General features: G+C 69.0%; 15 protein-coding genes. 4 read left to right on the top strand and 11 right to left on the bottom strand.

Annotated features, from left to right (window positions below; translation table 11 throughout):
- Window positions 1-84: 84 nt before the first annotated feature.
- From ACFXJL_RS33255 to ACFXJL_RS33295, 9 genes are all read right to left on the bottom strand, one after another.
- Window positions 85-1137: a methyltransferase gene (locus ACFXJL_RS33255; RefSeq protein ID WP_358878422.1), complete on the bottom strand. Its 1053-nt coding sequence runs from the start codon at window positions 1135-1137 to the stop codon at window positions 85-87.
- Window positions 1137-2162, bottom strand: coding sequence for a nitrous oxide reductase family maturation protein NosD (locus tag ACFXJL_RS33260; protein WP_384643696.1), 1026 nt, complete (start codon window positions 2160-2162; stop codon window positions 1137-1139). The genes ACFXJL_RS33255 and ACFXJL_RS33260 overlap by 1 nt, the downstream gene beginning before the upstream one ends.
- Window positions 2163-2527: 365 nt before the next feature.
- Window positions 2528-3250, bottom strand: a complete 723-nt coding sequence (locus tag ACFXJL_RS33265) for a 3-keto-5-aminohexanoate cleavage protein (protein ID WP_358878424.1) — start codon at window positions 3248-3250, stop codon at window positions 2528-2530.
- A gap of 41 nt (window positions 3251-3291) precedes the next feature.
- The gene (locus ACFXJL_RS33270) at window positions 3292-3975 is read right to left on the bottom strand and encodes an RraA family protein (protein ID WP_358878425.1); all 684 of its coding nucleotides are present in this window, start codon (window positions 3973-3975) and stop codon (window positions 3292-3294) included.
- 7 nt (window positions 3976-3982) lie between these two features.
- Window positions 3983-4774 (bottom strand): carbon-nitrogen hydrolase family protein, encoded by a 792-nt coding sequence (locus ACFXJL_RS33275; RefSeq protein WP_358878426.1) that lies wholly within the window; start codon window positions 4772-4774, stop codon window positions 3983-3985.
- 118 nt (window positions 4775-4892) lie between these two features.
- Window positions 4893-6008: an ABC transporter ATP-binding protein gene (locus ACFXJL_RS33280; RefSeq protein ID WP_358878427.1), complete on the bottom strand. Its 1116-nt coding sequence runs from the start codon at window positions 6006-6008 to the stop codon at window positions 4893-4895.
- A 1-nt stretch (window position 6009) separates the two neighbouring features.
- Window positions 6010-7086, bottom strand: a complete 1077-nt coding sequence (locus tag ACFXJL_RS33285) for a spermidine/putrescine ABC transporter substrate-binding protein (protein WP_358878428.1) — start codon at window positions 7084-7086, stop codon at window positions 6010-6012.
- A 56-nt stretch (window positions 7087-7142) separates the two neighbouring features.
- Entirely contained in the window at window positions 7143-7940 is a 798-nt protein-coding gene (locus ACFXJL_RS33290; protein ID WP_358932677.1) for an ABC transporter permease, read from the bottom strand.
- Window positions 7937-8866 carry an ABC transporter permease gene (locus ACFXJL_RS33295; protein WP_384698885.1) on the bottom strand — a complete coding sequence of 310 codons (930 nt, stop codon included), beginning with the start codon at window positions 8864-8866 and terminating at the stop codon, window positions 7937-7939. Before ACFXJL_RS33295 ends, ACFXJL_RS33290 begins: the two co-directional genes overlap by 4 nt.
- 270 nt (window positions 8867-9136) lie before the next feature.
- On the opposite strand from ACFXJL_RS33295, the gene ACFXJL_RS33300 reads away from it, so the two are divergent.
- Window positions 9137-9622: an Lrp/AsnC family transcriptional regulator gene (locus tag ACFXJL_RS33300; protein ID WP_358878431.1), complete on the top strand. Its 486-nt coding sequence runs from the start codon at window positions 9137-9139 to the stop codon at window positions 9620-9622.
- Window positions 9623-9737: 115 nt separating this feature from the next.
- On the opposite strand, the gene ACFXJL_RS33305 is transcribed toward ACFXJL_RS33300, so the two are convergent.
- Complete coding sequence (locus ACFXJL_RS33305; protein WP_384643681.1) at window positions 9738-10217, bottom strand: Lrp/AsnC family transcriptional regulator; 480 nt, start codon at window positions 10215-10217, stop codon at window positions 9738-9740.
- A gap of 223 nt (window positions 10218-10440) precedes the next feature.
- Between ACFXJL_RS33305 and ACFXJL_RS33310 the strand changes: the two genes are divergently transcribed.
- Complete coding sequence (locus ACFXJL_RS33310; RefSeq protein ID WP_358878433.1) at window positions 10441-10857, top strand: hypothetical protein; 417 nt, start codon at window positions 10441-10443, stop codon at window positions 10855-10857.
- A 106-nt stretch (window positions 10858-10963) separates the two neighbouring features.
- Here ACFXJL_RS33310 and ACFXJL_RS33315 read toward each other — a convergent pair whose 3' ends face one another.
- Window positions 10964-11926, bottom strand: a complete 963-nt coding sequence (locus tag ACFXJL_RS33315) for a D-2-hydroxyacid dehydrogenase family protein (RefSeq protein WP_384698890.1) — start codon at window positions 11924-11926, stop codon at window positions 10964-10966.
- Window positions 11927-12111: 185 nt separating this feature from the next.
- Between ACFXJL_RS33315 and ACFXJL_RS33320 the strand changes: the two genes are divergently transcribed.
- Both ACFXJL_RS33320 and rsgA read left to right on the top strand, forming a co-directional pair.
- On the top strand, window positions 12112-12399 hold the full coding sequence (locus ACFXJL_RS33320) for a DUF6479 family protein (protein WP_358878435.1): 288 nt from the start codon (window positions 12112-12114) through the stop codon (window positions 12397-12399).
- 377 nt (window positions 12400-12776) lie between these two features.
- On the top strand, window positions 12777-13880 hold the full coding sequence (rsgA, locus tag ACFXJL_RS33325) for a ribosome small subunit-dependent GTPase A (RefSeq protein ID WP_384698894.1): 1104 nt from the start codon (window positions 12777-12779) through the stop codon (window positions 13878-13880).
- The last annotated feature ends 29 nt before the right edge of the window (window positions 13881-13909 follow it).

The following is a 13909-nucleotide window of genomic DNA, read 5'->3' on the forward strand; positions in this document are numbered from 1 at the left end:
GCGGTACACAACGCCCGGTGCCCCGGCCCCTGTCACAGGGGCCGGGGCACCGGGCGTTGTGTCGAGCGGGGGGCGCAGAGGCGCTCACACGGTGGACTCGAACGCATGGAGGTAGGCGTTCACCGGACGCACCACGAGCGGAGCCAGACCCGCCTGGGTCATGCGCTGCACCAGGGACTCCCTGGTGTGCTTGGCCCCGCCCACGTTCAGCAGCAGCATCAGGTCCATCGCGGTGGTGAACTTCATCGACGGAGTGTCATCGACCAGGTTCTCGATCACCACCACCCGCGCGCCCGGGCGGGCGGCCTCCACCACATTGCGCAGGGTGCTGCGCGTGGACTCGTCGTCCCACTCCAGGATGTTCTTGATGATGTAGAGGTCGGCGTCGATCGGGATCTCGCGCCGCGCATCGCCCGGCACCACCGTCACCCGGTCCGCCAGGGCTCCGCCCGGCCTCAGCCGGGGGTCCGCCTTGGCCACCACATCGGGCAGGTCGAGCAGGTAGCCACGGACCTCGGGGTGCTTCTCCAGCAGACTGGCGAGCACATGGCCCTGACCGCCGCCGATGTCCGCGACCGAGGTGACGCCGGTGAGGTCGAGCAGTTGCGCGACGTCGTCGGCCGACTGCCGGCTGGAGGTGGTCATCGCCTGGTTGAACACCTGCGCGGACTCATGGGCGTCCTGGTGCAGATACTCGAAGAAGCCCTTGCCGTAGAGCTCTTGGAAGACGATGCCGCCACTCGCCACGGCGTCGTCGAGACGCGGCCAGGCGGCCCACGTCCAGGGCTCGGTGCACCACAGGGCGATCGCGCGCAGGCTCTGCGGGTCGTCCTCGCGCAGCATCCGCGACATGGGGGTGTGGCCGAACGTGCCGTCGGGGCGCTCTTCGAAGACGCCGTAGCAGGACAGTGTGCGCAGCAGTCTGCGCAGCGGGCCGGGCTCGACGTCGAGGGCAGCGGCGAGCTTCTCCGCCGCTGCCGGTACGTCGTCGAGTGCGTCGGCGACCTTCAGTCGGGCCGCGGCGCGCACGGCTGCCGAGACGGCCGCTCCGAAGACGAGTTCGCGCAGCCGCATGGCCGGTGGCGGGGTCGTCTCGGCCGAGGCGGGTTGGTCGGGGCGGGTGCTCAGCGTGGTCATCAGCACATCCCTGCGGGTTCGGAGGACTGGCAGACGTTGCCGGTGAAGGTGTTTCCGCTGCCTTCGCCGCGATGGACCAGATCGGCGGTGGTGTTGCCGCGTACGTCGTTGTGTTCGATGGTGTTGTCGGTGTTGGTGGCGCCCACCATGCTCGGCACCAGGACGATGCCTCCGGACATCGGCTGGGAGCCGACGTTGTCCAGGACCTTGTTGCCGCGGATGACGCTCGCTTCCGAGCCGGTCAGTACGATTCCCGAGCCCTGGATCGCGGGCAGTCTGGGGGTCGCCGGGCAGAGCTTGTTGTTCTTCTCGACCGTGTTGCCGATGACGGACATCGCTCCCGCGGCCGGCTTCGACTCGTCGCCGACGATGAACAGGCCGGCACAGTTGGCGGAGATCTCATTGGCCCGGACGGTGAGGTTGCGGACCCGTCGTACGGTGATTCCGATGCGGTTGTCGGACAGGTGGTTGTCCGCGATCAGGGTTCCGTCGACGTCGGTGGCCCCGCCCTCCGCGTCGATGGCGTTGGCGAGGAAGATGCCGGCGTCACCGTTTCCGGTGGCGGTGTTGTCTCGGAAGACGGCCCGGGTGGAGCGTTGTTGGGCCAGTCCCCAGACTCCGTTGTCCCGGGCGGTCACCTCGCGCACGCTCAGGCCGTCGGTGCGCGAGGCCCACAGACCGTGCTGCGCGAAGCCCGTCACGGTCAACGACCGGACGGAGACGTCCGTGAGGTCCTGGTCGGCGGTGCCCACCACACAGATGCCGTGGCCGGCACAGGGACCGCTGGCCTCGGCGCCAGCGGGTGGTGAGATCACGGTCCTCGCGCCCGAGCCGCGCAGGGTCACATCGGATGTGGTGATCCGTACGCTCTCGCGGTAGGTACCGGGGAGGACGTGGACGGTGTCGCCGGGGGAGGCCGCGTCCAGGGCCGCCTGGATGGACTCGCCCGCGCGCACGAGGTGCGGGGCGGCCGAGGCGGCGGTGGGCGCGGCGGCGACCAGGCCGGTCAGGAGTGTCGCCGTCATCCCCACAACACATGCGATCTGTCGCTTATGCCGTTTATGTTGTTGCGTCATGAGCCGAAGCTATGGGCCATCATGACCACTCGCCACAGGGGTGGGGCGGATGGATGGGTTCGGTGCCCGAAGGGGTGGGACGGCCGGCTCGGACGCCCTCGCGCGGGGTGACGCACCGTCCGTACGGGTGGGTGACGCCCCCGCTGATGGCTCCGTCCGCGCGGGTGGGCTCTGACCGCCCCGGTGCGGTGCACCCGAGGCGGCTCCACCCGCGCGGACGGGTTCTGGTCGGCGTCGCTGTCAGCGGGAGGTGGGATCACCCGCGCCGTCGGGCACCGCTCGCGGCCCGCGGCCCGCGCGGGGTGCCCGACCGGTCAGCTCCGGGGTGCCAGGGCGCGAACCGCGCGGACCAGTTCCGCGTTGTCAGCGGCATGGCTGCCGTCGGGCAGTTCCGTACCGTCCTCGAAGCCGATCCGCGCCTGGCAGCCGTCCTCCTTCGCCGCCTCCACCAGCGGCCATACGGTCGCGGCGTCACCGTGGTACAGGATCGGGCAGGTCACCCCCGCCTCCTTGATCCGGGCGGCCATCGCACGGGCCGCCGCGACCGCCTCCGCGGGATCCTCCTCGACCGGCTCGATCAGGATGCGCACGTTGTCGTGGAGCGTGGGCGAGGCGAGCAGTGCCGGCACGTCGTCCATCGTCCACACCGCGCTCTCCAGCACCATGCCGCGCTCGACGACGAGGGCGGCCGTCTCCGTGGCGCCCTCCTCGCTGAAGGCGACCGACGCGAAGTCGGGCAGGACGGTCCAGGACTTGACCAACTCGTAGCGCTCCTCGGGGCCCGCACAGGTCCACAGTCCGGTGGTGGTGCCGACGACGGCATCCGGGGCGACGGCGCGGATGGCGGCGAGCACCTCGGCGAGTGCGTCCGGTCGGATGGTCTGTCCGCCGTCCGACTCGCGGACGTGGAAGTGGACGACGTCCGCGCCGGCGGAGGTCACCGCGAGGGTGTCCGCGGCGATCTCCTCCGGGGTGACCGGGACGGCGGGGTGCTCGGACTGCAAGCGCCCGCCGTTGATGGCGGCTTTGAGGAACACGATGGGCCTTTCGACTGTGGTTCTGGGTGGTTCTCAGCAGGTCAGACGGATGCCTGAAGGCGCCGCACGGTTTCGGTGGCACCGGTGAGCGAGCCCAGCGGCTCGCCCTCCCACAGCTGTGCGATCAACTCGGGCTCCTCGGCGTCATCGGTGATCGCCTCGTCGACGACGGCGGCGAGGCGAGCGGCGGACGCGATGATCAGGCCGTTGGCGTCGCCGAGCACCACGTCGCCGGTGTGGACGGGTACGCCGCCGATGGAAACGGGTGCGCCGATCGAGCCGTCCGCGATGCCGTGCAGCTTGGTGGTCAGGGGGGTGCGGCCGTAGGAGTACACGGGCAGGCCCACCCGGCGCAGGGCGTCGATGTCGGTGCACAGCCCGTCCACCACGGCGCCTGCGGCACCACGGGCGGCCAGTGCATTGACGACGACCTCGCCGAGCGGGGCGTGGCGTCGATCGCCACCGCAGTCGATGATGACCACGTCACCGGGCCGGACGAGCCCCGCGACATGGTGCAGCAGGGTCGAGTCGGTGGCGGTGGTACGGACGGTCACCGCGCGGCCGACCAGTTTGTCGGTGCCGGCCTGCCGCTGGAGCGCAGGCTCGCAGAAACCTTCCTCCAGATAGTGGCCGAGGGTGGGGAAGTCCACCTGGCGCAGCTTGTCGAAGAGTTCGGTCTGCTCGGCGTCGAGCGGGCCGGGCAGTTCGCGGATGTCGAGTGGCATGGCGGGGTTACCTCGGTCCGATGATGATGCGGCGGTTGCGGAGCACCGGCAGTACGGTGCGGGCCCGGTCGATGCGGTCCTTGTCGGCGTTGACGACGAGCAGCGAGCGCTCCTCCTCGCCGAGCGCCGCCCGCACCACACCGAGCGGGTCGACGGCCATGCTCATGCCGATGCAGTCGGGTGTGGTCAGGGACGACGCCACCACCCAGCAGGTGTTCTCGATCGCCCGGGTGCGCACCAGCGTCGACCAGTGGTCCTCCTTGAGCGGACCGCGGACCCAGGCCGCCGACACGGCGAGCAGATCCGCACCCATCTCGATCAGCGAGCGGGTGAACTCGGGGAAGCGCACGTCGTAGCAGTTGACCAGGCCGACGTTGAAGTCCCCAATGCGGACCACGACGGGCCCGGTGTCGCCGCGCTGGACCCGCCGCGACTCCTGGTAGTTGAAGGCGTCGTAGAGGTGCATCTTGCGGTAGAGGCCGAGCACCTCACCGTTCGCGTCGACGGCGGCGATGGTGTTGTACGGCAGTGCCGTACCGCTGTCCTCGTAGCCGGGCGCGATGATCGCGATGCCCAACTCGGACGCGATCCGGCTGACGCCCTCGATGAAGCCGGGCCAGTGGGCCTCCGCGAGTTCCCGCAGGGGGGTGTCACAGACGTCGGACGGGATCATCGCCTCTTCGGGGAAGATGATGAGTTCGGCACCCTGCTCGGCCGCCTCCCGGGTCATCTCCTCGATGACGACGAGGTTGGCCGCCGCGTCTGCGGTCGGGGCGAACTGTGCTGCGGCGACCTTCACGGTCGTGCCTCCTTGGTCAGGGGCGGGGTGATGGGGGACGTCGTCGGGTGCTCGACGGTCGGGCGGACCGGTGCGGGGGAGGCCGTCGGGGGGAGTGCCCCACGGCTCTGTGGGCGGTTCACCGGTCCAGCACCCGGGACCGCTCGGGGTCCCACCCGGCCCACACCGGATCGCCCACGGCCAGGGAGCTGCGGTCGGCGCCACGGGCCTCGGCGACGAAGTCGCTGCCGTCCGCGAGGGTGAGGTGGTAGCGGGTTGCGTTGCCCAGGTAGACGATCTGCTGGAGCGTGCCCGGGAGGCTGATCGGCTCTCCGGCCAGGTCGTTCTCGACCCGCCCCAGCCGCACGTTCTCCGGGCGGATCGCCAGATGGACCGCGGTGCCATCGGCGACGCCGTGCCCGCCCGGCACCGGGATGTTGCCGAGTTCGTCCACTCCGAGCCGTCCGCCGCCGAGCGTGCCGGTGAGGAAGTTGGACGTGCCGATGAAGTCGGCGACGAACCGGGTTGCGGGACGCTCGTAGATGGCTTCGGGGCTGTCGACCTGGAGGACCCGACCACCGTCCATGATCGCGATGCGATCGGACATGGTCAGCGCCTCCTCCTGGTCGTGGGTGACCGTCACGAACGTGACCCCGACCTCGCGCTGGATCTTCTTGAGCTCCAACTGCATTTCGGCCCGCAGCTTCTGGTCCAGCGCCCCGAGCGGCTCATCGAGCAGCAGCAGCGAGGGGCGGCCGATGAGTGCCCGTGCGATGGCGACGCGCTGCCGCTGTCCACCGGAGAGCTGGGCGATGGAGCGCTCGCCGTATCCCTCCAACCGGACCAGGGCGAGTGCCTCGGTCACCTTCTGGGCGATGTCGGCCTTGGGGTGGCTGCGGCGCACCTTCAGTTCGAAGGCAACGTTGTCGCGCACATTGAGGTGAGGGAAGAGGGCGTAGCTCTGGAAGAGCATGTTGAGGTCCCGCTTGTGCGGCGGTACGCCCGTGGCGGGGACGCCACCGAGTTCGACCGTGCCCTCGGTGGGCACCTCGAAGCCGGTGATCATCCGCATCAGGGTCGTCTTGCCGCAGCCGGAGGGCCCCAGGATGGAGAAGAACTCGTTGCGCCGGATGTCGAGGGTCACGTCCTGGACGGCGGGGGTGCCGGCGAACGTCTTGCCGACCCCGGTGAGCCGTACCGCCGGTGTGTCCGTCTCCGGGGGCGCCTGCTGCGGCGCGTGTGTCGATACCGTCATGTCAGGACGCCTTCACCTTGGTCCAGCCCTGCTGGAAGTGCTTCATGGCCTGGCCCGGGTCGAGCAGGAAGTCCGCGTTGGCGATGGACTCGTCGGACGCGTAGATCGCCGGGTTGTCCAGCGTCTTCTTGTCCTTGATGAAGTCACGGGCCTTGGCGTTGGTGCTCGCGCTGCCGCCGTCGTCGGTGGCCATGGCGGCGATCTCGGGCTTCAGCAGGTAGTTGATGAACTGGTACGCCGCATCGGTGTTCTTGGCGCCCTTGGGTATGGAGAGCCCGTCCGTCCAGATGGAGCCGCCCTCCTCGGGGATGACGTAGTGGACGTTCGGGTTGGCCGCGACGACCTTCGCCATCGCCGTACCGCTCCACGCCTCGGCGGCGCACGCCTGGCCGGTGGAGAGCAGCTGCGGGTAGTTGGTCGAGTTGTAGCCGGCGAGCATCTTCTTCTGCTCGGTGAGCGCCTCGGTGGCCTTCTTGATCTCGCCCTCGTCGGTGCTGGTCGCCCGGGAGCCGGTCACCTGGAGGCCCGCGATGTAGGCGGCCAGCATGTTGTCCAACATGTAGACCTTGCCCTTGTACTTCTTGTCGAACAGGGTCTTCCAGCTGGTCGCGGACGGGATGCACTTGTCGTTGTACGCGAAGCCCGTGGTGCCCCAGATCCACGGGATGCTGTACTTGTTGCCCTTGTCGTAGGACGGGTCCCGGAACTTCTCCGCCAGGTTGTCCAGGCCCTGGATCCGCGCGTGGTCCAGCGGCTGGATCAGCTTCTGGCCGATGAGCTGCTGCACGCTGTACTGGCTGGGCTCGATCAGGTCGTACGCGGCCGAGCCCGAGCTGAGCTTGGCGGTCATCGTCTCGTTGCTGTCGAAGGTGTCGAGGGTGACCTTGATGCCGGTCTCCTTCTCGAACTTCTGGACCACGGTCTCGGGGATCTCCCCGGCCCAGGCGTAGATGTTCAGTTCCTTGCCCCCGCCGCCCGCGGAGTCGGAGTCCGAGCCGCCGCAGCCGGTGGCGACCAGGGCGGTGACGGTGGCGATGGAGGCGGCCAGGACGGTTCGCCGAAGAGTTCTTCCACGCATGACGGGGTGCCTTTCACTGGAATTCTCAAGCCGGGGGAGGGTGGTGGTGCAAGGGGTCAGGAGCGTTCGCCGCCGATGAGGACGCGGCGCATCTGACGCATTCCGACACCGAGGATGATCAGCAGGGTGAACAGCACGAGCAGCGTGCCCAGTGCGTTGATCTCGGGCGTCAGACCGCCCTTGAGCATTGAGTACACCCGCAGCGGGAGGGTGGTGCTGCCGACGCCGTTGGTGAACGTCGACATGACGATGTTGCCGAAGGAGATGGTGAAGCAGAGCAGCCAGGCCGCCAGCAGGGGCTGACGCAGCAGCGGCAGCGTCACCCGGCGGAACGCCTGCCAGGCGTTGCAGCCGAGATCGGTGGCCGCTTCCGCGAGGGAGGAGTCCAGGGCGTTGTAGGCGCCCAGGACGATCAGTGCCGCGTACGGCAGGGTGACCACGAGGTGGCCCAGGACCAGGGTCGTCATGCCCAGGTCGGCGCCCATCGCTCCGAAGACCGACAGCAGGGCCACGCCGAGCACGATCTCGGGAATGATCAGCGGCAGGAAGAGGCTGCCGGAGAACAGCGCCTTGCCCTTGCCGCGCAGTCGCGCCATGCCCATGGCGGCCAGCAGACCGCAGGCGGTGGCGAGCGTCGCCGAGATCAGTGCGACCTCGGCACTGACCCTCAGGGCGGCCAGCAGTTCGGTGTTGTCGGCGAGCTTTCCGTACCAGCGGGTGGAGAAACCGGCCCACTTGTAGGTGATCTCCGAGTCGTTGAAGGAGAGCACGACGACGACGATGATCGGGATGTAGAGGAAGGCGATGACACCGCGGGCGAGCCAAGCGGTGACGGTGTCCAGGGCGTGCTTCATGCCGTCTTCCTCCTCAGGCGTCGGGCGGCCAGTCCGAACACCGCCATGGAGGCGACCATCAGCACCAGCAGGACCACGGAGGCCGCGGCACCCATGGGCTGGTTACGGAACTCGGTGTACAGGGTCACGATGAGGTTGCCGACGAGTTGGTCGCGTCCGCCGCCCAGCAGTACGGGGATGACGAAGACGCCGAGGGTCGGGATGAAGGTCAGCAGCGCCGCGGCGAGCATTCCCGGTCGGGAGATGGGCAGCAGCACCCGGCTGTGCACCCGCCACCAACCGCAGCCGAGGTCGCGGGCGGCCTCGCCGAGCGAGTTGTCCACCCCGCGCAGGGAGGCGTAGATCGGGAAGATCGCGGTGGGGAGGAAGGCGTACACCAGACCGATGAAGGAGGCGCCCTGGCTCGGGATCCACTGGGTGGGGCCGCTGGTGAAGCCGATGGCGTCCGTGAGGCTGTTCACCGGGCCGCCGGGGCTGAGCAGATTGATCCAGGCGAAGGTACGGACGAGGAAGTCCGTCCAGAACGGCAGGATGATCAGCAGGAGCAGCAGCATCTGGCGCTGGGGCGGTCGACTCGCGAGGTAGTACGACACCACGTAGCCGAGGACCAGACAGACCATGGTGTTGAGCGCTGCCATGCCCAGGCTGTAGCCGAAGACCTTGAGGTAGATCGGGTCGAGCAGGTCCTGGTAGTTCGCCAGGGTGAAGCCGCCCTGGATGCCGCCGTAGGAGTCGGCCGACGCGAAGCTGTTGCGGACCACCAGCAGCAGGGGGACGAGGACCAGACCCACCACCGTGAGCCCGGCCGGCGCGAGGAGGGCCGTTGTCACGACTGCCTTGCGGGCCCGCGCCTCCTTTCCGGCAGCGGCGGGCTGCTGGGGCCCGGTCGCCGGGGAAACGGGCGGCTGCGCGGTGGTGACCGTCACCGGGACGTCCGGTCGGGGGGAGGTGTGGTGTGCATGCGCTGGTCTCCTTGTCCGGGGCGGTTGGGGTGGACACAGCGTCCGGTAGACAGAGACCCTCCGGATAGATGAACCAGCGACGAATACCGTGGAAAGCGGGGTGTATTTCCACGTATCTCGTAGTCGGTAGGTAAAACGACATGAGTGGGCGATGATAGATGGAGCTAGCACATATCTCTGTCGGGCCCGACTCACCACCGGGGTCGCCCGGCGGTCGTCCGCTCGGAGGTGCCGGTGATCGACGACCTCGATCGACAGATCATCGATCAGTTGCGGGTGGACGGGCGCCGTTCCTTCGCCGAGATCGGTCGTACGGTCGGACTCTCGGAAGCCTCTGTGCGCGCCCGCTACCAGCGGCTTCAGCGCAAGGGCATCCTCCAGGTGGTGGGGATGACCGACGCGGTCCGTATGGGGGAGATGGAAGTGCACCTGGCCGTACGGGTGCACCACATCCCGGTCGCACTGGTGGCACGAGAGCTCTCCCGGATGCCGGAAGTGCGCTACGTGGCCTCCTGCGTGGGGCCCTATGACTTGATCGTGGATGTGCGCTGTCGGGATCTCGAACACCTGGCGGAACTGCTCACCGAGCGGGTCCGTCGGGTGAACGGGGTCGCACACGCGGAAGCGCTCACCGTGCTGGAGGTGCTCAAGGACTCCTACCTCTGGGCCGGCTTCCGTGAGGTGCCGGTGCGCCCGGGGGAGCGGATCATTCCGAGCTAGGTCGTGTCCCGAGCTGGGGCGTGTCCTGACGCATCCCGTCCGCCCTGCGACGCCCTTCCTGCCCGAACGGCGTCCTGCGTCAGACGCGACCTGCTCGGGTTTCCTAGCCGGGTTCTTAGCCGGGTTCCTCCTCGGTGACGCGCTGGCCGACCGCGCTGGCCAGGCCGCTCCACGAGTAGTCCTTGAAGAGTTCGAGCAGCAGGAGCACCTGTACCCGGGAGACCCCCGGCAGCATCCGGATGTCATCGAGGAGCTGGACCAGTTGCGCCTGGTCGCGGCAGGTCCCTTCCAAGAAGATGTCCTGACTCCCGGCGACCAGTGCCACATGGTTGATCATCGGCATTCCGGAGAGGGTCTTGGCCACGGCCCGGGGAGTGAGGTCGCGCACCCGGATCATCAACCGCACCGACTGGTGCCCCAGGGTCAGCGGATCGCACAGGGCGACGATGCGCAGCACACCGCTCTCCTGGAGGCGTCCCACCCGCTGTCTCACCGTGGCTTCGGAGACCCCCACCTCGCGCGCCAGGACGGTGTAGGGCGTCCGGCCGTCCCGGGTGAGCGCCTGCATAATCTTCTGGTCGACACCGTCTATCACACCACCAACCTTGACATGCCGGTCAAAAGCGGCGAAGGCGGTGTCCTGATAAGGGGTCGAACCCCTGGTCACATGGGGTGTCGCCGTACGAGGGCCCGCCCACCGTGTCAGGCCCCTGCTCCTGCGCGCCGGGGTGTGCGACTGTCCTCGCGGCCTGTGCGCCGGTAGATCTGATGGCTCCGTCCCCGTGGGCGCCCCGGCCCACCCGTTGGAGGAGCATGTCATGAGCCTGACCATTCGACCCCGGCTGATCGCCTCTCTCGCCGCCACCGCTCTGGTCGCGCTGGGCGTCAGCGCTCCCAGTGCCACCGCGCTGCCCCAGTCGACCAGGACGTTAGTGGTGCAGTGGGCGAGCGCGTCCCCCTCGCCGATCCCCTTCGGCTCCGGCACCCTCACCGTCGGGGGCACCTACACCTGTACCGGACCGACCGGAAGCACCATGCCCGTCAGCTTCACCGCGTCCCAGTTCATGCCCTTGAGCATATCGTCTGGTTCGGGAACCCTGCCGTGTGGACCCGGGGTGGTCGACGCACCCTGGGAGCTCACCAGTTATCCCAGTTGGGACGTCCACAACGGGTACACCTCCGTACTGGTCGGGTACGACGAGACGGGAGTTTCCTCGGGCCAGTTCACCGCCTGAGAGGGCGGGTCCAGAAGCGGGACGCGGCGGCAGCGGCGGGCTTGCCGCCCGCCCCCACCTCGTCCGCAGATCGTCCCCGGACGCGCACGGGCTCCGGTGCGGGAGATCAGCTCAGGACCCGCACCGGGCTCCCTGCCAAGAACGCCTCGATGTCCTCGACGGCTTGGCTGAAGTAGCTCTCGTAGTTCCGCCGGGTCACGTAACCCAGGTGAGGCAGTGCGAGGAAGTTCGGTGCCGTGCGCAGCGGATCGTCCAGCGGCAGGGGTTCCGTCTCGAAGACATCGGCTCCCGCCCCCGCGATCCATCCCTCGTTCAGTGCCCGCAGCAGCGCCGCCTGGTCGACGATCGCCGCCCGCGAGGTGTTGACCAGATGGGCGCTGCTGCGCATCCGGCGCAACTCCTTCTCACCGATCAGCCCCTTGGTGCGATCGCCGAGCACCAGATGCACCGAGACGAAGTCGCTGCTCGTCAGCAGTTCGTCCAGGGAACCGGCGGCGATCGCACCGGCTTCGGCCGCCCGCTCGGCGGTGAGGTTCTGGCTCCACGCCATCACCTCCATGCCGAACGCGGCCCCGATCCTTGCCACCTTGCTGCCGATCTTGCCCAGGCCCAGCAGCCCGAGGCGGCGACCGTGGAGATCGGCGCCCAGGGTGTGCTGCCAGGGGCCGCCCGTGCGTAGCGCGGTGTTCTCGGGCACCACCTGTCGGGCCAGACCGAGGATCAACGCCCAGGTCAGCTCGGTGGGTGGCTCGGAGTTGCTGGCCGTACCGCACACGGTGACCCCATGACTGGCCGCCGCCGCCACATCGATGGACGCATTGCGCATCCCCGATGTGATCAACAGTCGGAGCCTGGGCAACCGGGCGAAGAGTTCGGCGGGGAAGGGTGTCCGCTCGCGCATGATGACGACGATCTCGCAGTGCCCGATCGCCGCCACCAACGCGTCCTGGGACCCGAGGTGGTCGCTCAGGAACTCGGTCTCCACCTGCTGGCCGATCCTCGGCCAATCGGCCAGGGATCGTGCGATGCCCTGGTAGTCGTCCAACACCGCACAGCGCAGCTTCGTCAAGGCGACCCTCCCGCATGGCGACCCCCGGTGCGGGGTCGATGTGCGGCGACAGTACCGGGCACCGGGCGGCCGGCCTCCGGGCGACCCCGGTGCCTCGATCATCCGGATCACCACAGGTGATCTCGGGTGTTCTCGGGGCACCCGCTGTGAAGAACCGGTTTCCATCGGACGAAGGGACGGCCCGGATGACCACGACAGAGGAATTCCTCCTCGCAGGCGAGCAGAGGCTCGAACCGTTGGCGGAGGCCGGCGGAATCTCCGGATTGGGTCCGCTCCTCATCGGGATCGCCGTGGTGGCCCTGCTGATCGGCATGGTCTTCTGGCGCAGCGGGCGCGGTCGGGACCGGCCTCCGCGCCCCAGTGAGCAGCCCCGCAGGCCCACGGACCCCGGGCACGGCGGTGGACCGTCCGGTACGGGAGGTTCCGCAACACCGACCGGGCGGCCCGCTGACAGGGAGGGCCCGAACAGCTGACCGCGGTGGGGAGGCGGGGCCACCACCGGCTCCGCCGCAGCACCCCGGCCGAACCGCCGGACCGGGCACGGTTCCCACCCCGCCCCTGGGTCCGACGTGGGTGCTCGCACCGACGGGCGAAAACGCCTGGCGCGTGCTTCCCGCGACGGTTATGGTTCTGCCGTTCCCCCGGGGACGGAGCCGTGTGCCCCGCCCCGTACGACGAGTGCTTGGTGAAGCAGGAGGTGAGGACGTTGATGACGGTCATGGTGCCGGGCGCTGCCCGCAATCAGGAGTTCATCCACCCCACCCCTGTGGTCCTCGGCTGAAACGGCTGACACACCGAAGCCAACCGCGCGTTCAGCGCGCGGCCGGGACCACCCTTCGAAGGGTTTCCCTTGTCACTCTCCACCTCCGACTCCATCCCGTCGCACTCCCTCGCCGCCTTCGGCTGGGATGAGCACTGGGCGGCGGAGTTCACCCCGTACCGTGCACAGGGCCTGGTACCCGGACGGGTGGTGCGCGTCGATCGCGGCCACTGCGATGTCATCACCGCCGACGGTGTGATCCGGGCCGATACGGCGTTCGTCACCCCTCATGACCCGCTGCGGGTGATCTGCACGGGCGACTGGGCAGCGGTCGACCCCGGCGGCGACCCCCGGTTCGTCCGCACCTATCTGCCCCGACGCACCGCGTTCGTCCGCTCCACCTCCTCGAAGCGCTCCGAGGGCCAGATCCTCGCGGCCAACGTCGACCACGCCGTCATCGCGGTCTCCCTCGCTGTGGAACTCGACCTCGGACGGATCGAGCGCTTCCTCGCCCTGGCGTGGGAGAGCGGTGCCCAACCGATCGTCGTCCTCACCAAGGCCGACCTGGTACCGGATGCGACCGGGCTCTCCTATCTCGTCGACGACGTTCAGCACACTGCGCCCGGAGTGCAGGTCCTTCCCGTCAGTTCGCACACCGGGCTGGGAATGGACGTCCTCGCCGCTGTCGTCTCCAGCGGAACGACCGTGCTGCTCGGTGTCTCCGGGGCGGGAAAGTCCACCCTGGCGAACGCCCTCACCGGTGAAGAGGTGATGGAGGTGCAGGAGGCGCGTGACGTCGACGGCAAGGGGCGTCACACCACCACCACCCGTAACCTCCTCGCCCTGCCGGGTGGCGGGGTCCTCATCGACACTCCCGGACTGCGGGGAGTGGGGCTGTGGGATGCCGGGACCGGCGTGGGCCAGGTCTTCTCGGAGATCGAGGAACTCGCCGAAGGCTGCCGCTTCCACGACTGCGCCCATGAGTCGGAACCGGGTTGCGCGGTGCTCGCCGCCCTCGCGGACGGTTCGCTGGGCGAGCGCCGACTGGAGAGCTACCGCAAGTTGCTGCGCGAGAACCAGTACATCGTCGCGAAGACCGATGCCCGGGTGCGCGCGGAGATCCGCAGGGACTGGCGGCGCAAGCACGCCGAGGGCCGGGCGGCCGTGGAGGCGAAGCGCGGTCGGGTGAGGTGACCCAGTAGGTGCGGCGGGCGGCCGGGCGG

The sequence above is a fragment of the Streptomyces sp. NPDC059256 genome (assembly GCF_042753785.1).
In the GTDB taxonomy this organism is placed as follows: Bacteria; Actinomycetota; Actinomycetes; order Streptomycetales; family Streptomycetaceae; genus Streptomyces.